Source organism: Acinetobacter pittii, from assembly GCF_034064985.1.
Classification (GTDB): domain Bacteria; phylum Pseudomonadota; class Gammaproteobacteria; order Pseudomonadales; family Moraxellaceae; genus Acinetobacter; species Acinetobacter pittii_H.
This window is the reverse complement of the sequence record NZ_CP139249.1, coordinates 1,346,625-1,365,063: the sequence shown is the minus strand read 5'-3', so window position 1 is coordinate 1,365,063 and position 18,439 is coordinate 1,346,625. Positions and strand designations below refer to the sequence as shown.

The following is an 18,439-nucleotide window of genomic DNA, read 5'->3' as shown; positions in this document are numbered from 1 at the left end:
GAGCACCTTCGGGTGCTTTTTTATTGATAGATAAAATTTAATATCGAAAAAAAACGATATACATCACATCCTATATATCGTATTATTTCGATATATCCTTATTCGAGAATATCGCATGCGATCACTTCAAGATACCAAGTTTTCAATTTTGGAACTTGCTCCCATTCGTAATGATAAAACTATCGAATTTTCATTACGCCACGCACTAGAATTAGCACAACATGCAGAAAAGCTAGGTTATGAACGTTTCTGGCTTGCAGAGCATCACAATATGGATGGTATCGCAAGTTCAGCTACAGCCGTCTTACTTGGTTTTATTGCAGCACATACACAGCATATTCGTTTGGGTTCGGGTGGAATTATGCTCCCTAACCATGCCCCTTTAGTTGTCGCAGAACAATTCGGGACGCTTGCTACTTTATATCCAAATCGTATTGAACTTGGTTTAGGCCGTGCTCCTGGTACAGACCAACTGACCATGCGAGCTTTACGTCGTGGCCATCAAGAAACAGAAGATCAATTTCCTAGAGATGTTGTCGAAATCTTAAAATATTTTGATGTACCTCAAGTAGGACAAAAAATTATTGCAACACCGGGACAAAGTACCCATGTCCCTGTTTGGTTACTTGGATCTAGTCTATTTAGTGCACAACTCGCGGCAAAACTTGGACTTCCCTACTCATTTGCATCACATTTTGCACCACGTATGTTAGGTCAAGCGATTCAACTCTATCGAGAGAACTTTGAACCTTCTGAGTATCTAGATAAGCCATATGTTTCAATGGGTGTACCTGTTGTTGTAGCAGATACAGATGAGGAAGCACAGTTTCTAGCAACCAGTGCTTACCAACGCGTATTAGGTTTAATTCGTGGAGAAAGTTTGAAGCTTAAACCTCCAGTTGAATCAATGCAGGGATTATGGAATACAGCAGAACAGCTTTCTGTTGAAAACTTCTATGCAATGGCGCAAATTGGTTCTGTAGATACAGTTCGCTCTGGTTTACAAAAACTTTTAGCGACATACGATGTTGATGAATTTATTTTTACATGTGATGTATACGATACAGCTAAACGTTTAGAAAGCTTTACACAACTCATGAATGTAAAAAAAGAACATTAAACTCTACTTCAAGCTCCCATACTTGAATTGATTTTGAGTATGGGATGACCATCTATCTGAAAAGACTTTACCCCAACTTCCTGCTTGGTTATTTATATTAAAACGATAAAAACATCATGATTTAAAAAACCAAAAGGACTTTTGGAAAATGAGTATTAATATTAAAAATAACACTTCAAAATCAGTAATTTTTCAGAATATCTCTCAAGATTTCGAAGATTTTACTGGTCAAGTAATTTCCTCAACATTAATTAAAGAGTTTGACTTTTCACATTCATCTGTCGCGATTATTGGTACAAATCAAGATAGCGTGACTCATCTTGAAAAAATCTGTCAGCAAGCAAAATTTGTGACCGTCTTCCAAATCACCCCTCATTTTATTTTGCCCCATAGTCAGATGGGTACGCATAAGTTAATTACCCACCCACTTATTATCAAAAACCGCAGGTTATTTAACAATCGTGTTAAAAGCATTCTGGCATTACGTTTTCTAGAAACTCAAGTAAATGAACCATGGCTTAAGCGTCTTTTGACTCCCAATACTGCAACCACCAAAAAAGTATTTTTTAAATCCGACAGTTATTATGCAGCACTTCAGAAACCCAACTGTAAATTGCAAACATGGCCAATTGTTAAAATTACCAATAGATCTATTCACAGCATGGATGGTATAGAACAACCCGTTGATATTATTATCAGAGCAATACCATAAAAGTAAAAAAAAACATGGTTTTAGGCCATGCTTTTTTATTTACTCATATTTTTGCAAATTACCATGATCATCGTAATGCAAAATGATGCGCTGTTTTTCTTGCAAATCATTTAGCATGTCGGAAGTAACTGAAAATTGGGCCGCTAATAATTCTACAGAACTATTAGGTGCCTTAGCACGTCGGTCCTCACCACTAAACCTAATCCAGTTATAACTTGCCCATAAAATTAAAATAAGCGCGCTAATTCCGATCATTAATGCTAAATGTAATAAGGTCTTAACTTCTGATAAGTGGTCTACCCAGACGTAATCATAAATTAAGTGACCTTCAAAAACCCATAAAAACAGTGAAACCAATGGGAAAAGCAGCCACATTAAACAAATCCAGCCAATGGTTTGTAATGTATAGTTTGCTGTTTTATTTTTGACATATTCCGGCTGATCAATATATTCAGGGATATCTAAAGTCTCTATATCCTTATTTTCCTCAAGTTTCATGGGTTATCTCCACGGAAGCCTCGGTCTGGACTTACCCAACGGGCACGTTTTTTTGTGTTAAATAAAGTTTTTGGTACCGCGACAACACTTGTAAACAAAGTCAGTAACCAGAAAAACAACGGGTACCAAATCACCCAAAAGTAATTCCTAAAAAAACGCCCTCGGTCATAACGATGATCAATCCACAAACTCACTAAAAACTGGATCAAACATGTTCCGCCTAATATTACACCGTACCACTTTGGCATAAGCGTTTTGATCTGCCATTGCTGAGGCAGCTCAATAAACAATCCCACAAAAAATAACGTGAAGATCATGATCATCACATAAGACCAGATAATACTGACTAGCGCCTCAATCATGACCGGCCACATTCTTCGAACACGCAGTTTGAACATTTGTGGAATATATTCTATAAGAACCTCTACTCCACCTTGCGCCCAGCGAAGACGTTGTTTCCATAACCCTTTAAATGTCTCAGGCATATAGATATAGCAAAGCGCTTGTGGAATATACTGAATATCCCAATGGTCGAGCTGTAACTTCCATGAAATATCAATATCTTCGGTAATTTTATCGTCTGACCAAAACCCGACTCGAGCGAGTGCAGTTTTACGAAATGCTGCAATCACACCAGATACGGTAAAAATACGACCATATGTACGTTGTGCACGTTTAATCAAACCAATAATCGAAGAAAACTCACCAACTTGTAATTTTCCTAAAATACTAGATCGGTTTAAAATTCGTGGGTTCCCCGTTACAGCCCCAATTCGCGGGAAGTTAATAAATGGTTGCATTAACCAAAGTACCGCATGCGGATGCAACAACGCATCTCCATCGATACAAACAAGATATTCGTATTTACTAACCAGTACTCCCGATCTTAAAGCTACAGCCTTACCCTGATTTTCTGCTAAGTGTACAACCCGAAGTCGTGAATCTTGCGCTGACAATTCATCTAGAATTTCGGCGGTCCTATCATTACTTCCGTCATTAACAGCAATGACTTCAAAATTAGGATATTTGGTTTGTAGCGCATAACGAATTGTTTGGCGTACTTGCGCTTCTTCGTTAAAACACGGAATGATGATACTGCATCCTTCACCTGTAGGTTCAGGAAGCGCTTGTTCGCGGTATTCTCTTTTAAAGAAAAACCAAAGTCCCCCTACCATCCATGTCCAAGCCATCAGTAAGGGATATAAAAAGGCAAAAGCAAATAGAATATCGAGTAATACTCTCATTACTTTTTCCCCTCTACTGATTCAGCAAAAGGCTGATACATCACAGGGCTAGCATTCAGACTAAGCGGATTATATAAGTACTGATGAACATCTTTTGATTTTTCAAAGTCATAGCCATCAATACCGAATTTCTGGATTCCTACTCGCTGAATAGAAAAAAGCCCTTGCTGAACCTCTTCCCAAGCATTTTTTTGCGAATTTTCTGGTAATACTAAAGTCAGCATTATTCTTTGCTTATCATTTTGATCAAGTGTATTTAAGAGCGTTAACAACTGATTAAATTGTTTTTTCTTACCAATCACATCAAACTTCAAATTGACTAAGTCATGTTGCATTAAAAGTGTTTTTATAAGCTCAGGTAGATTTTCCACATGATCTAAATCAGGTGTAAGCAATAAACTAAACTGTGCCTGATTACTCATATTTAAATAAGGTTTGACCGCTTCTTTAGTCAGTTCACTCAGTTGTTCTAGCTGTTTTGATTGTTCAATGCAACTGCTTTCTTGCACGGTTATTTTTTGCATTGCGCAATTTAAAGATGATCCTGCATTAAGCTGAACACCACTTAAATTACTGTTAAAACGCGCAATATCTTTAGCCAAATCTATAGTTAAAAATGGTCTATCTTTTCGCGGATAAGCTGGCAACTCTAATATTACCGATTGGCCTGCACGAGTTTGAGCCTGCCATAAACTACGGTTTAAAATATCTTGTTGAACAGACATTTTATCTGTAGGGAAATAGGTAACATCATATTGCCCATCTCCATCTTTGTCTTCTAAAGGCTTTAAGATTAAAGCATTGTTTTTTAAGCTATACAGTTTTGATAACAACTGCCCTAGTTTTTCATCAGTCTGAGAGTTTTGTTGCGCTGCTAAGTGCTTTAAATCCATACTCACAAAATGACGCGATTGCTTAAATAAATCTGACTCTTCGAAATTCAGAATATTTAACATGCCTTCTGTTAGTTGTTCGGCTGTAGGGTTATCAATGACTAAGCTACGCTTAAAAGTTAAGTCACTCACGCGATTCATACCATCACGTCCTAAACTGAATGAGAACTGAAAACCAGCCTGTTGTGCCAGCTTCTCTAACTGCTCATTCACGGCGCCATAAGGCCAAATAATTGCTTTAGGATTAACCCCTACTTCTTTTTTCAAAACTGCATAAGATTTTTTTAAATCCTGCAAAATACGTTGTTGATATTCCGCATCGGTTTCATAACGTGATTGCGATTTTAAATAAGAATAAGAAGTCGCAGCAGGTTGCTCATTGCCTTGAGGATTGGCTAATACCCCATGATGTAAATCATCGCTATGGCTTGCAAACTCGGCTAACCCAGATGCTTGCATTTCACGAACTTGAGCCCAGTTCACCAAGTTACCTTGACCATAGGCTTCATAACCCGCTTTTGTATTACCATTTAACCAACTTGTTGGAAGAGCAAAAACTGCTGGAATTTTATATTGCTTCAGTAAAGGAAATACTCGGCTATAGCTACTTAAAGCACCATCATCAAAGGTCAGTAGAATAGAGTTATGAGGTAATTCTTTACCTTGCTTACGTGCCTCTTCAATGTCTTTTAGACGAATCGGTTTCCAATCCGACTGACTAAGCCAATCGAGAAACTGTGCCAGATTATTGGTCTGAATCGCATAAACATCGCGGTCACCTTCCTTGAGCACATCATCTCGCACGTCATGAAAAGTTAAAGAAACCGTATGGTTTTTTGGTAGTTCAGTTTCAATGCGGGCATAGGCAAATTGTACGGGTAATAACGTTGAGGCAAACACACAGCTCAACATTTTTGACATCATATTATTCATTAAAAACGCCCTTCAAATCCGAAAATACCGTAGGTATGTTGTTCATCATGACCATCATATGGATGGTATTGCCAACCAATTCCATAATTAAGTTGCCAAGTCCGTGAGAGCTGCCATTGATGTTGATATTGCAAAGAGTATGTTGGTCGGGCTGAGTAATCTGCTTGTTTATAAAGCCCTACTCCAGCTTCAAAATGCTGTTTAAATGAGCGTTCGTACTCTCGCCAAGTGACCCAGTCATGGCTTAAATTCAACTCGGCACTGTAATGATTGCTTGGGCTAAAGTAAGCGGTCTGATCCTGACTATTGCTGCCATAAAATCCACGAACGGTTCCGTAAGTAATATGGTGAGGCGCATCAAATAATCGCTCACGCCAAAAAGTAGAAAATTCTTGTTGTTTATTACCGTCACTTATATCGGTTAAGCCATAGCTCGCTCCAATTTGGCGTGACTCATCTTTTTGCCATGTCAAAGCAGCACGGTAAGCTTGTCCATCCTCACCAGCATCAATTGCTTGTAATGGAATATTAGCCTGACTGTCATATTGCAATTGATATTGCCAGTGGTCGTTTAACCATTGCGACCAATCAAGACGAACACCTGCTTGGCCACCATCTGTACTTTGCGACAAAATTGCCGACAATGCCTTACGGTTTGCTTGCCACTCAGCACCAACACCGTAACGTTGGTCATGCACATCACCAAAACGGTATTCACCGTAACGATCTTGATGCCAAGCAAATAGACGATAATTATCTTTAATCCAAGGGCTATTAATACGAGTTTCCATTTCTCGGTCTTTTAAGCCATTTTGCCCACTCACAGAATCGCTATTTTCTGCTTTACTCTGGCCCCAAGTCGTTGAGTGCGAGATGGTTGCTCTATCACGATCATCCAACTCTTTTCGACTTTTAATTACACCGCTATCTTCAGGATAATATTGCAAAAGACTTTCTGTACTTTTGCGCCACTCAGGAATATCCCCTAAAGCCTGAGCATTTTGCATTTGGTTAATACGCGTATCTTTCGCAACGGGTGTTAAACCATTTAAACGAGCAATTGTTTGCTTTGCCTGTAACGGTTTATCTCTCCAGCGCTCAACACGAGCAAGGTTGTTAATTAAACCTTCATTAGCAGGTGCAAGATCTACTTGTTTCTGAAAATGCTTTTCTGATTGACCCAAATGATTTGCATAAGCTAAATGCATGCCTTGTAAAGCGATATAATCATCACGATCAGGATGGCTTGATTTATCTACTCCTTTGGCTTGGCTATATTTATACGTAGGGATTAAACGATCAACCTCACTTAAAAGTTGTTCAGCTTGTTTATATTTTTCTTGTTCAATATAAGAATAATAAAGCCCTGTATATACCGTCATATCTGAGTAGTTTTTTTCGGTAAGTAAGGTTTTAAAAGCGAGTTCAGCCTGCTTCGGTTGTCTTTCAGCTAAATAACTATCAGCGATCGCATGACGAACATAAGCCGGTAGCTTTTCTAACGGTACATTTAATTTAGTAAATTCATCTAATACAGTACGGCTACGCCCACGAAAGTCCAAAGCATACAAATAGTCATAATGAAATCTTAAATAATTAGGGTCTGACGGTTGAATCAAAGGCTGTATTTGCTCACCTTGTTTCAACACAGCATCAAGCTCGGCAAAGCCTTCACTATCCGACATGCCTTCCCGATTCAAATATTTATAGCGAGTAATTGCGTTATTTACACGTTGAGAAAACTCGCTGACCTGTAACCAATGTTGTAACGATTCTGTTTGCGCATTTTTATCGCTGGCAAGCAATAACTGCTGAGCTTTTTTATAAGCGCCTACAGCGGCTAAGTCGTAAGTATATTCTTGCAAAACTGCAAAAGACTTTGGTTGCTTTTGATAAGCTTGCTCGATTGCAGCTAAAGCATCTACAGGTGAATTGATGAGTCGATACGCATAAGCAATTTGAACAAATTGATCAGCTGTAAGATTTTTACTCTTAATACCAGATAAATGCACCTTAGCATTTACAGGGTCTTTAGCCTCAGCATATAGAACCGCTAATAAAATCTGCCCATCAGATGTCTTTTGAATATTAAATTTATTCGACCACTCAATTGCATCTTTAAAGTGTTTAAAATCACGAAAATTACGTATTAACGGTAGTTGCCCATATTCTGGAAAAGTCACATAATTAACATTTGCTAAATGCTGAGAAAAGGTTAATAAATCTCTTTTTTCACTTGACATGACAACTAAATAATCAGCTAGTAATTTTTGGTCATGCGGGTACTTATTTAGCAATTGCTCTAATTGCAATATTGCTTGTTGAGTTTGCCCAGATTTGTAAGTGTGAATAGCTTGCTCTCGCAATTCATCTACTTGAGCAGCATATAAATTAAGAGGCAAGATATATACCAATGAAAAAACACATTTTTTTAGCATTTTGATAATCGGATAGTCCCATATCGAGGTGGGAAAGTATAATTAAAATCAAAAACCAATCACATAACATCAAAAAATTGTGATCTATTTAACATTTTATAAATTATGGATTTTCTATGGATGATTTTCTAAAATATTTAGAAAAATTAAATAATTACTATTTTCCAGCGTAATAAAACACATACATTTCTTTTCAATAGTATTATTTAAATTTACAAATGAGTTTCAAAAAACTACGGGTTTATAACCAATAAGAACTATTTAATAATATTTAGTTTTATATATAAAACTTTTATTTTTCTTTCTAGGATATAGAGTAAATAACCATTCAACTTATTTTATAAATTAATATAAAAAAATTGAATGGTTAAAATAAATATTTGATTAAATTAACCAATACGACGTTTTAATCCTGTCATCTGTAAAATACGTGTTGAAATCTCTTCAATTGACATTTCAGTCACATTTAAATATTTAATGCCTTCTGAAATATAAATCCCTTCAATTGCTCTTAGCTCCATTTGGCATTGGCTAAAACTTGCATAACGGCTATTCGCTTTACGTTCACTACGAATTGCGACCAAACGCTCAGCATCAATCATTAAACCAAATAACTTACTACGATGAGCTCTTAATACTGCTGGTAAACGGTTATCATCCAAATCTTCTTCAGTTAATGGATAGTTTGCAACACGAATACCAAATTGAAGAGATAAGTAAATAGAAGTTGGCGTTTTACCCGAACGGGAAACTCCAATTAAGATTAAATCTGCTTTATCATAATGACGAGTACGCGCTCCATCATCATTATCAAGCGCAAAATGAACAGCATCGATACGGGCTTTATAATATTCAGAATCGGTTACCGCATGGGTCTGTCCGACCAATGTTGTTGGTGGTGTCCCAAGCTCTTGTTCAAGTTTACTAATTAAACCTTCAAACACGTCCAGATTAACCGCTTTAGCTGTATTAATAATCTCTCGCACATGCGGATCGACTAAAGTATCAAATACTAAAGGTAGACAACCATCTTTGGTTTGGCACCGATTAATCTCAACCACCACATCCATTGCCGCCTCTTCAGTTGTAATATACGGCATGATGTGAATATCAAAATCTACATTGGGAAATTGTGCTAATAACGAATGTCCAAGAGTCTCGGCAGTAATTGCAGTTCCATCAGAAATAAAAAAAACACTCCGCTTAAATTGTTTACTTTCTGACATTAAAATTCTCCTTAAACATTTGTCTTAGTGCTATATAATCTTTATAGTAAACTGATCTTACATGACTGTCGCTTAGTATAATTCTCAACTAAGCACTTTATTTTTATAATTTCATGCCAAGATAGACATTAATACTGCAAAAGTGGAGTGAAAACTTTGGAAGCGCGCGTAATCGGTCTAGAAAAATTAGGGAAACACGATGTCGAACTCGTAGGTGGGAAAAACTCATCTTTGGGTGAAATGATCAGCCATTTATCAAATGCTGGTGTATCGGTACCGGGTGGCTTTGCAACTACTGCTGCTGCCTATCGTGAGTTCTTAGACCAAAGTGGTCTTAACGCTCGAATTCAAGCAGAACTTGCTCAACTCAACGTTGATGACGTAAATGCTCTTGCAGAAACAGGCGCTAAAATTCGTCAATGGATTGTAGAGACTCCACTCACTGCAACCTTAGAACAAGAAATTCGCGCCGCTTTTACAGCACTTTCTAACGGCAACCCTGATATCGCGGTTGCCGTTCGTTCATCTGCAACTGCTGAAGATTTACCAGATGCATCTTTCGCGGGTCAACAAGAAACTTTCTTGAACATTCGCGGTATTGATAACGTACTTATTGCGATCAAAGAAGTATTCGCTTCTTTATATAATGACCGTGCAATTTCTTACCGTGTACACCAAGGCTTCGATCATGATGTTGTGGCATTGTCTGCAGGTGTACAACGCATGGTTCGTTCTGAAACTGGCGCTGCGGGTGTAATGTTTACACTTGATACAGAATCTGGTTTCCGTGATGTTGTATTTATTACAGCATCTTACGGTTTAGGTGAAATGGTTGTACAAGGTGCGGTTAACCCTGATGAATTTTACTTATCTAAGCCATTATTAAATGCTGGTAGACATTCTGTTTTACGCCGCAATCTTGGCTCTAAACACCAAAAAATGATTTATGGTGAAGAAGGTTCTGCGGGTAAATCTGTTGTTGTTGTTGATGTTGAGAAACAAGATCGCCAACAATTCGCTTTAAATGACCATGAACTACAAGAGCTTGCAAAACAAGCGCTTATCATCGAACAACATTACGGTGCACCAATGGACATCGAATGGGCAAAAGACGGTGATGACGGTCAAATTTATATTGTTCAAGCTCGTCCTGAAACTGTAAAAAGCCGCCAAAATGTAGGCACTATGGAACGCTACCTTCTCAAACAAAGAGGTACTGTTCTTTGTGAAGGCCGTTCAATTGGTCAACGTATTGGTTCTGGTAAAGTCCGTATTGTTAACTCAATTAAAGAAATGGACAAAGTTCAAGAAGGCGACGTTCTTGTATCTGATATGACCGATCCTGACTGGGAACCGGTAATGAAACGTGCTGCTGCAATTATCACTAACCGTGGTGGTCGTACATGTCACGCAGCAATTATTGCACGTGAACTTGGTGTACCAGCTATTGTTGGTTGCGGTAACGCAACAGAAGTATTAACTGACGGTCAAGAAGTAACTGTTTCTTGTGCTGAAGGTGATACAGGTTTCATTTACGAAGGTGCATTAGATTTCGAAGTTCAACGCAACTCAATTGAATCTATGCCTAAACTTTCGTTCAAAATTATGATGAACGTAGGTAACCCTGACCGTGCATTTGACTTTGCTCAAATTCCAAATGAAGGTATTGGTCTTGCTCGTCTTGAGTTCATTATTAACCGTATGATCGGTGTGCATCCTAAAGCCCTACTCAACATTGACAGCCTACCTCGTGAAACTCGCGCTGCGGTTCTAACGCGTACTGCAGGTTATGCGTCACCTGTAGACTTCTATGTTGAAAAATTAGTTGAAGGTATTGCAACTCTTGCTGCTGCATTTGGTGACAAGCCAGTGATCGTTCGTATGTCTGACTTCAAGTCAAACGAATACGCAAACTTAATTGGCGGTAAGTTATACGAGCCTGAAGAAGAAAACCCAATGCTCGGTTTCCGTGGTGCTAGCCGTTATGTATCTGATAACTTCCGTGATTGTTTCGAATTAGAATGCCGTGCACTTAAGAAAGTTCGTGATGAAATGGGTCTTACCAACATTCAAATCATGATTCCTTTTGTACGCACAGTATCTGAAGCAAAACGCGTTATTGAATTACTTGCACAAAATGGCTTGAAACGTGGCGAAAATGGCTTAAAAGTAATCATGATGTGTGAATTACCAACTAATGCCTTGTTAGCTGAACAATTCCTTGAACACTTTGATGGCTTCTCTATCGGTTCTAATGACTTAACTCAGTTAACATTAGGTCTTGACCGTGACTCAGGTATTGTTTCACATTTATTTGATGAACGTGACGCAGCGGTTAAAGCACTTCTTTCAATGGCAATCCATGCCTGCCGTAAAGCAGGTAAATATGTAGGTATCTGTGGCCAGGGTCCTTCAGACCATCCGGATCTTGCAAAATGGTTAATGGAACAAGGTATTGAATCTGTCTCTCTTAACCCAGACTCAGTTTTAGATACATGGTTCTTCCTTGCTGAAGAAAAAATCAAGCAAATCTAATAAGTTATAAAAAAAGGCCCATCCGTGGGTCTTTTTTCATCTTTAGAATAGAGAATTTTTATTTATGCAAATTTACTTGGCACGTAATAATCAACAAGCTGGGCCTTATACTTTAGAACAAGTAAATCAAATGTTGGCTAGCCAACAAATTTTGTTAACTGATTTAGCTTGGCATGAAGGCATGACAGAATGGAAAGCTTTAGGAGAATTAACCCAAGGTAAACTTGTATATCAACCTAGTGGTTATTCTGTACCTCCAATAAGCACGAATACTTCAACTAATGAAACTATTCGTCAAATTCGTGTAGAAGCTAAAGTTCATGAACTTGCATCTATTCCAGCTCGGGCTTTAGCAAAAATTATTGATTTATTGCTATGGTTACCAATCGCTGCAATTCCTTCTTTTTTCTTTAATGAAACTCAATATAAGCAACTATTCGAATTGCAAAAACAAATGCAATCCACCGAAGTCGCATCGACCAAAGCTGCAGAATTGCAACAACAACTTTTTACTTTAATTCCGATAGAAGCTTGGCATTCAATGCTTGTTTACGTCGTAATTATGCTTGCAATTCAAGCCATCCTTTTAACAAAGTTTGGGCAAAGTATAGGTAAGAAAATCGTTGGAATTAAAATTGTAGATGCTGAGGACAATAGCAAGGTTAATTTAACTCGCATCTTCTTATTAAGAAGTATTGTTTTTATCATATTAAACTTACTGTTTATGCCGATCAGTACAATTATTGACTACGCTTTTGCATTAGGACAAAAGCGACAAGCTTTACATGACAAAATTGCAAGAACAAAAGTGATCAAATGATAGTGAATGACTCATTCATTTAATGTCTAAAAAAAGAGGAGGCACCCCGCCTCCTTTTTTCTATAGAGAGTTGATATTTAAATAAAAGCTCTTTTGAAATTAGATACCCTACAAAAAAAATCGGGTTTTAAAACAATTATTTCAGCCTACTTTATGTATAGCTTAGTTTGTCGATATGAGGCATAATGCCCTACAACGTAGCGGTGTCATATAATTGAGAAGTCTAAATTTTAGAATTAGCGTTCTCAATCATGCGACACTTTAATCGCTATCCCATATTTAATTAGGGAATGGGACTCTTCACCGAGGTTGTAAAATGAGACAAACGATTTTAGCTGTATTGTCTTTATCAACGCTTGCTGCACTTTTGACTGGGTGTGGTGGTGATATGGTACTTCTAAACTCTAAAGGTCCAGTTGGTCAAGGTCAAAGTGACCTTATGATGACTGCGATCTATTTAATGTTACTTGTGGTGATTCCTTCAATCATCATGGCATTATGGTTTGGTTGGAAATATCGCGCGTCAAATAAAGATGCAGACTATAAACCTACATGGGCACACTCAACTGCAATTGAAGTTGTAGTATGGGGTATCCCTGTCATTATTATTGGTATTTTAGCTTGGTTAACTTGGTGGGGTTCCCACAAGTATGACCCATACCGTCCTTTAGAATCAGATAAAGCACCTTTAACTATTCAAGTTGTTGCTGAACAGTTTAAGTGGATCTTTATTTATCCTGAACAAAACATTGCAACAGTTAACGAAGTACGTTTCCCTGAAAAAACTCCGTTAAGCTTTAAAATCACTTCTAACTTTACAATGAACTCATTCTTCATTCCACAGTTAGGCGGCCAGATTTATGCAATGGCAGGTATGCAAACTCACCTTCATTTGTTAGCAAATGAAACTGGTGTATATCGTGGTTTCTCTTCTAACTACTCAGGTTACGGTTTCTCTCAAATGCGTTTCAAGGCGCATAGCGTTACAGAGCAACAATTCAATGAATGGGTAGCAGCGGTTAAAGCAGGTAATGGTTCAACCATTAACCCAGAAGCAGTTCAAAAAACTACGCTTGACCAAGCTGAATTGGCAACCTTACGTGATGGTGACCGCTCTAAGCATCAGATTGAGCATTTAGTAAATCGTGCTAAAGCTGCTGGTGATCAAGAAGCGCTTGCTAAAGCTGAAGCTATGAAACCGTTCCCGACTAAGCCACACCCTGTGACTTATTACTCTTCAGTTGAACCAAAATTGTTTGAAACAATTATCAACCACTATATGAGTAACTATCATGGTGTTGACCACTCTGCTGAACACGCAACAGCTGACACTCATGCTGCAGCTGAACACGCTGCTCAAGGGGAATAAGACATGGATATGATTTTTGGTAAACTGGGTTGGGACTCTATCCCGACAGAGCCAATCGTACTTGTCACCATGGTCCTTATGGCAATTGGTGCAATTGCAGTGCTTGGCGGTATCACCTATTTCAAAAAATGGGGATATTTGTGGAATGAGTGGTTTATTACGGTAGACCACAAAAAGATTGGTATCATGTATATCATCGTATCTGTTGTTATGCTTCTGCGTGGTTTCGCCGATGCGATCATGATGCGTTTACAACTTTTCCTCGCTAAAGGTGGCGGCGAAGGTTATCTACATCCTGACCACTACGACCAGATCTTCACCGCACACGGTGTAATCATGATCTTCTTCGTAGCAATGGGCCTCGTTGTAGGTATGATGAACATCTCTGTACCTTTACAGATTGGTGCTCGCGACGTTGCTTTCCCATTATTAAACTCTTTAAGCTTCTGGTTATTCGCAGGCGCTGCTGGTTTAATGATGCTTTCACTTGTATTAGGTGAATTTGCTGCGACTGGTTGGATGGCTTACCCTCCTCTTTCTGGCATTCAATATTCTCCTGGTGTAGGTGTCGACTACTATATCTGGGCACTTCAGGTTTCTGGTCTAGGTACGCTTTTATCTGGTGTTAACTTCTTCGTTACCATCATCAAAATGCGTGCGCCTGGCATGAAATTAATGGACATGCCTATTTTCACGTGGACTTCACTTTGTACGGCTGTATTAATCATTGCATCGTTCCCTGTATTAACAGGTACTCTTGCAATGCTTACTCTTGACCGTTACTTCGGCTTCCATTTCTTCACAAATGAGCTTGGCGGTAGCCCTATGCTTTATGTGAACTTGATCTGGACATGGGGTCACCCTGAAGTATATATCTTGGTATTACCAGCATTTGGTCTATACTCAGAAATCGTTGCAACCTTCTCTCGTAAAGCGTTGTTCGGTTACAAGTCTATGGTGTATGCAACTATCGCGATTACTGTTCTTGCGTTCGTTGTATGGCTTCACCACTTCTTCACCATGGGTGCTGGTGCGAACGTTAACGCGTTCTTCGGTATCATGACCATGGTTATTGCGATTCCTACTGGTGTGAAAATCTTCTCTTGGTTATTCACCATGTATAAAGGTCGCATCACCTTTACTACTCCAATGTTATGGACGCTTGGCTTCCTTGTAACATTCGGTATCGGTGGTTTAACTGGTGTACTTATGGCTGTTCCACCTGCGGACTTCTTGGTACACAACTCATTATTCTTGATCGCTCACTTCCATAACGTAATTATCGGTGGTGTGGTGTTCGGTATGTTTGCCGGCATCATTTACTACTGGCCAAAAATGTTTGGTTGGAAGCTCAATGAAGCATGGGGTAAAGCTGCGTTCTGGTTCTGGTTCTTCGGTTTCTATTTTGCATTCATGCCACTTTATATCCTTGGTTTCATGGGTATGACTCGTCGTTTGAATACATATGACAACCCTGAGTGGGATCCGTACCTTGCGATTGCATTATTTGGTGCTGTTCTTGTTGCGATTGGTATTGCATGTTTCTTAATGCAAATCATCGTTGGTTTCTTACAACGTAAAGACAACATGGACCTTACTGGCGATCCATGGGATGCTCGTACGCTTGAATGGGCGACCTCTTCCCCTGCTCCGTTCTATAACTTTGCGCATGAACCAGATGCAAGCGGTATTGACCGTTTCTGGACTGACAAAGAAAATGGTGTAGCATACGCACGTAACACTAAATATGAAGACATCCACATGCCGACTGATCGTGCTGCTGGTTTTGTCATTGCAATGTTCATTACTCTTCTTGGCTTTGCACTCATCTGGCATATTTGGTGGCTCGTTGTTGTTTCATTCGTTGCAGCTGTTGTTAGCTTGATCGTAAGCTCATTCACTAAGAATGTTGACTACTACGTTCCTGCTGCTGAAGTTGAGCGTATTGAAAACGAACGCTATGCTTTACTTGAAAAACACTTGAAGAAGGACTAAGGAAATGGCTGAAGTACTTCATCACGACAACCACGGCCATGACGGTCATCATGAACATGATGATACTGATTTAACGGTTTTTGGTTTCTGGACATACTTGATGAGTGACTTGATTCTTTTCGGATCACTCTTCATTGCGTTCGCTGTATTAAGCAGTCATGTTCCAGCAGGGACTCCAAGTGCATATGACCTATTCCATGAATCATTAGGCTACGTGTTAACTGAAACATTTGCCTTATTGATTTCATCGGTAACTTTCGGTTTTGCTGTACTTGCATCTTATAAAAAGAATGTAAATCAAGTGATCACTTGGTTATTTATTACATTCCTTTTTGGTGCGACCTTCATCGGTATGGAACTCTATGAATTCCATCACCTTGTAGAAGAAGGTCATGGTCCAACTCACAGTGCATTCTTATCATCGTTCTTTACTTTGGTTGGTACACACGGTATCCACGTAACTTCTGGTTTAGTATGGATGCTTGTATTAATGTATCAAATCAAAACTAAAGGTTTGACTTTACCGAATACACGTCGTCTTGCTTGCTTAAGCTTGTTCTGGCACTTCCTTGACATCGTTTGGATCTGTGTATTCAGCGTCGTTTACTTACTGGGAGTTCTCTAATGAGTAGTCATGAGCATAATGCTGCTGGTGCGTCACACGGTAACTTTAAGCAATACACTGTTGGATTTATCCTTTCTGTTATCCTCACCATCATCCCGTTTGGGATGGTGATGATGGGTGGTTTCAGTCGTGGTCTTTTAGTTACTGTGATTGCGATCACTGCGGTTGCTCAGGTTCTTGTACAGCTTGTGTACTTCTTACACATGAATACATCATCTGAACAACGTTGGAATATGATTGCATTCATCTACACAATCCTATGTATCGCTGTACTTTTAATCGGTTCTGTGTGGATTATGAATTACCTTCACTACAATATGATGATCTAAACTGATTGTCATGTTGAAAAAATATCTATTCCTGACTAAACCAGGAATTCTCTTCGGTAATTTCATTACCACCTTGGGCGGCTTTTTCTTAGCCGCCCAAGGCTCTATAGACATCTTATTATTACTTCTCACCCTACTTGGGACAACTTTAGTTGTGGCTTCTGGGTGTGTGGTTAATAACATTATCGATCAAGATATTGATACAAAGATGCAGCGCACCCAAAACCGCGCACTTGTTAAAAAAACAATCTCTCCTACTGTTGCGCTGATATATGCATTAGTACTTGGAGTAATTGGTTTTAGCATTTTGTGGTTCGGTGTAAATGGTTATGCATTTTTGTTTGCAATGATTGGTTTCATTGTCTATGTCGGTTTTTATAGTTTGTGGACCAAACGCACCTCAATCCATCAAACCGTCATTGGTAGCATCTCCGGAGCGAGCCCTCCTGTTATTGGTTATACAGCAGTAACTCATCAATTTGATGTGGCAGCCCTGCTTTTGTTTTTAGCATACGCTTTATGGCAAATGCCTCACTCTTGGGCAATTGCAATTTATCGTTTTGATGATTACAAGAATGCAGGAATTCCAATTTTGCCTGTAGCACGTTCTATTTATCGTACGAAAATTGAATGTGTAATCTATATTCTATTATTTGCAGCTGTTTTGAATGGGTTATATTGTTTTGGCTACACCAATGTATTCTTTTTAATTACCTTTAATGCTTTAACAGCCTATTGGTTATATTTATCAGTTATTGGATTTAAGGCCGAAAATGATCAACTCTGGGCTAAACGCTTTTTCCTCTACTCGGTCATATTAATTACCCTGTTAAGTTTGAGTTTTAGCTTTACCTATCAATCCCCTGCTCCAAATCTTCCTCTCTTTTAAACAAGAGAGGATTTCCTCTTTGTAGTAAAGAAGATTTACTTTTCTGATCAAAAGATTTGTTTTTAGTCGAACTTTTACCTATAATTCAGCCTTCGCAATTTTTGCGACATAACTTATTAAAGTTATGACTCCTTGCTTCTAATTTTTTTATTAGGGGCTGTTTAAACCGTAAGGAGCTGACAATGCGTCATTACGAAATCGTACTTTTGGTACACCCAGACCAAAGCGATCAAGTTGTAGGTATGGTTGAACGCTATATCTCTCAGATCAAAGAAGCTGAAGGTCAAATTCACCGTTTAGAAGATTGGGGCCGTCGTCAATTGGCTTACCCAATTAACAAAATTCACAAAGCGCACTACATTCTTATGAATGTTGAATGTGGTCAAACTACGCTTGATGAGTTAGAAGAATTATTCCGTTATAACGACGCGATCATTCGTAACCTTATCATCCGTCGTGAACACGCAATCACTGAAGAGTCATTGCTTGCTAAGAGTGCTGAAGAAAAGCGTGCGCGTAAAGCTCAACGCGAAGAAGCACAGCAAGTTGCTCAAGAAGCTGAATAAGGAGAACATCAATGGCACGTTTTTACCGTCGTCGCAAGTTCTGCCGCTTTACAGCTGAGAATGTTGCGTACATCGACTACAAAGATATCGACACTTTAAAACAGTACATCACTGAAAACGGCAAGATTGTTCCTAGCCGTATCACTGGTACTAAAGCTCGTTATCAACGTCAATTAGCACTTGCTATCAAACAAGCTCGCTATTTGTCTTTGATTCCGTACACTGACAACCATAAGTGAGGTGATCT

16 protein-coding genes are annotated in these 18,439 nt (G+C 38.8%); 11 read left to right on the top strand and 5 right to left on the bottom strand.

Translation table 11 applies throughout. The annotated features are described in order from the left end of the window. Positions 1-115 precede the first annotated feature (115 nt). A complete protein-coding gene (yhbW, locus tag SOI76_RS06560) occupies positions 116-1,120 on the top strand; it encodes an LLM class flavin-dependent oxidoreductase (protein ID WP_104078945.1) in 1,005 nt (334 codons plus the stop codon). A gap of 148 nt (positions 1,121-1,268) precedes the next feature. Then, positions 1,269-1,832, top strand: coding sequence for a flavoprotein (locus SOI76_RS06555; RefSeq protein ID WP_104078946.1), 564 nt, complete (start codon positions 1,269-1,271; stop codon positions 1,830-1,832). A gap of 39 nt (positions 1,833-1,871) precedes the next feature. Here SOI76_RS06555 and pgaD read toward each other — a convergent pair whose 3' ends face one another. From pgaD to SOI76_RS06530, 5 genes are all read right to left on the bottom strand, one after another. Then, complete coding sequence (gene pgaD / locus SOI76_RS06550; RefSeq protein WP_005073598.1) at positions 1,872-2,330, bottom strand: poly-beta-1,6-N-acetyl-D-glucosamine biosynthesis protein PgaD; 459 nt, start codon at positions 2,328-2,330, stop codon at positions 1,872-1,874. Then, complete coding sequence (gene pgaC / locus SOI76_RS06545; RefSeq protein ID WP_104078947.1) at positions 2,327-3,574, bottom strand: poly-beta-1,6-N-acetyl-D-glucosamine synthase; 1,248 nt, start codon at positions 3,572-3,574, stop codon at positions 2,327-2,329. The genes pgaD and pgaC overlap by 4 nt, the downstream gene beginning before the upstream one ends. Next, positions 3,574-5,400 carry a poly-beta-1,6-N-acetyl-D-glucosamine N-deacetylase PgaB gene (gene pgaB, locus SOI76_RS06540; protein WP_104078948.1) on the bottom strand — a complete coding sequence of 609 codons (1,827 nt, stop codon included), beginning with the start codon at positions 5,398-5,400 and terminating at the stop codon, positions 3,574-3,576. Before pgaB ends, pgaC begins: the two co-directional genes overlap by 1 nt. Then, a complete protein-coding gene (pgaA, locus tag SOI76_RS06535; protein WP_104078949.1) occupies positions 5,400-7,838 on the bottom strand; it encodes a poly-beta-1,6 N-acetyl-D-glucosamine export porin PgaA in 2,439 nt (812 codons plus the stop codon). The genes pgaB and pgaA overlap by 1 nt, the downstream gene beginning before the upstream one ends. A gap of 389 nt (positions 7,839-8,227) precedes the next feature. Beyond that, positions 8,228-9,064 carry a pyruvate, water dikinase regulatory protein gene (locus SOI76_RS06530; protein ID WP_002119749.1) on the bottom strand — a complete coding sequence of 279 codons (837 nt, stop codon included), beginning with the start codon at positions 9,062-9,064 and terminating at the stop codon, positions 8,228-8,230. A 147-nt stretch (positions 9,065-9,211) separates the two neighbouring features. Between SOI76_RS06530 and ppsA the strand changes: the two genes are divergently transcribed. From ppsA to rpsR, 9 genes are all read left to right on the top strand, one after another. Next, entirely contained in the window at positions 9,212-11,599 is a 2,388-nt protein-coding gene (ppsA, locus tag SOI76_RS06525; RefSeq protein ID WP_171073827.1) for a phosphoenolpyruvate synthase, read from the top strand. A gap of 64 nt (positions 11,600-11,663) precedes the next feature. Next, a complete protein-coding gene (locus SOI76_RS06520; protein WP_104078950.1) occupies positions 11,664-12,419 on the top strand; it encodes an RDD family protein in 756 nt (251 codons plus the stop codon). A 316-nt stretch (positions 12,420-12,735) separates the two neighbouring features. Further along, positions 12,736-13,788 (top strand): ubiquinol oxidase subunit II, encoded by a 1,053-nt coding sequence (cyoA, locus tag SOI76_RS06515; RefSeq protein WP_016140564.1) that lies wholly within the window; start codon positions 12,736-12,738, stop codon positions 13,786-13,788. Between the two features lie 3 nt (positions 13,789-13,791). Then, positions 13,792-15,783, top strand: coding sequence for a cytochrome o ubiquinol oxidase subunit I (cyoB, locus tag SOI76_RS06510; RefSeq protein WP_005068497.1), 1,992 nt, complete (start codon positions 13,792-13,794; stop codon positions 15,781-15,783). A gap of 4 nt (positions 15,784-15,787) precedes the next feature. Next, entirely contained in the window at positions 15,788-16,408 is a 621-nt protein-coding gene (cyoC, locus tag SOI76_RS06505) for a cytochrome o ubiquinol oxidase subunit III (RefSeq protein ID WP_016140562.1), read from the top strand. Further along, the gene (gene cyoD / locus SOI76_RS06500) at positions 16,408-16,737 is read left to right on the top strand and encodes a cytochrome o ubiquinol oxidase subunit IV (RefSeq protein WP_016140561.1); all 330 of its coding nucleotides are present in this window, start codon (positions 16,408-16,410) and stop codon (positions 16,735-16,737) included. The genes cyoC and cyoD overlap by 1 nt, the downstream gene beginning before the upstream one ends. A gap of 10 nt (positions 16,738-16,747) precedes the next feature. Then, on the top strand, positions 16,748-17,626 hold the full coding sequence (gene cyoE / locus SOI76_RS06495) for a heme o synthase (RefSeq protein WP_104078951.1): 879 nt from the start codon (positions 16,748-16,750) through the stop codon (positions 17,624-17,626). Between the two features lie 182 nt (positions 17,627-17,808). Continuing rightward, entirely contained in the window at positions 17,809-18,192 is a 384-nt protein-coding gene (rpsF, locus tag SOI76_RS06490; RefSeq protein ID WP_002119610.1) for a 30S ribosomal protein S6, read from the top strand. Between the two features lie 11 nt (positions 18,193-18,203). Continuing rightward, positions 18,204-18,431 carry a 30S ribosomal protein S18 gene (rpsR, locus tag SOI76_RS06485; protein WP_000090661.1) on the top strand — a complete coding sequence of 76 codons (228 nt, stop codon included), beginning with the start codon at positions 18,204-18,206 and terminating at the stop codon, positions 18,429-18,431. The last annotated feature ends 8 nt before the right edge of the window (positions 18,432-18,439 follow it).

Bases quoted from the DNA above. Each gene is read 5' to 3' on its own strand.
- cyoD (WP_016140561.1), top strand. From the start codon at position 16,408: ATGAGTAGTCATGAGCATAATGCTGCTGGTGCGTCACACGGTAACTTT.
- pgaD (WP_005073598.1), bottom strand. From the start codon at position 2,330: ATGAAACTTGAGGAAAATAAGGATATAGAGACTTTAGATATCCCTGAA.
- SOI76_RS06555 (WP_104078946.1), top strand. From the start codon at position 1,269: ATGAGTATTAATATTAAAAATAACACTTCAAAATCAGTAATTTTTCAG.
- cyoE (WP_104078951.1), top strand. From the start codon at position 16,748: ATGTTGAAAAAATATCTATTCCTGACTAAACCAGGAATTCTCTTCGGT.
- SOI76_RS06520 (WP_104078950.1), top strand. From the start codon at position 11,664: ATGCAAATTTACTTGGCACGTAATAATCAACAAGCTGGGCCTTATACT.
- cyoC (WP_016140562.1), top strand. From the start codon at position 15,788: ATGGCTGAAGTACTTCATCACGACAACCACGGCCATGACGGTCATCAT.
- cyoB (WP_005068497.1), top strand. From the start codon at position 13,792: ATGGATATGATTTTTGGTAAACTGGGTTGGGACTCTATCCCGACAGAG.
- pgaC (WP_104078947.1), bottom strand. From the start codon at position 3,574: ATGAGAGTATTACTCGATATTCTATTTGCTTTTGCCTTTTTATATCCC.
- rpsF (WP_002119610.1), top strand. From the start codon at position 17,809: ATGCGTCATTACGAAATCGTACTTTTGGTACACCCAGACCAAAGCGAT.
- yhbW (WP_104078945.1), top strand. From the start codon at position 116: ATGCGATCACTTCAAGATACCAAGTTTTCAATTTTGGAACTTGCTCCC.
- pgaA (WP_104078949.1), bottom strand. From the start codon at position 7,838: ATGCTAAAAAAATGTGTTTTTTCATTGGTATATATCTTGCCTCTTAAT.
- pgaB (WP_104078948.1), bottom strand. From the start codon at position 5,400: ATGAATAATATGATGTCAAAAATGTTGAGCTGTGTGTTTGCCTCAACG.
- SOI76_RS06530 (WP_002119749.1), bottom strand. From the start codon at position 9,064: ATGTCAGAAAGTAAACAATTTAAGCGGAGTGTTTTTTTTATTTCTGAT.
- cyoA (WP_016140564.1), top strand. From the start codon at position 12,736: ATGAGACAAACGATTTTAGCTGTATTGTCTTTATCAACGCTTGCTGCA.
- rpsR (WP_000090661.1), top strand. From the start codon at position 18,204: ATGGCACGTTTTTACCGTCGTCGCAAGTTCTGCCGCTTTACAGCTGAG.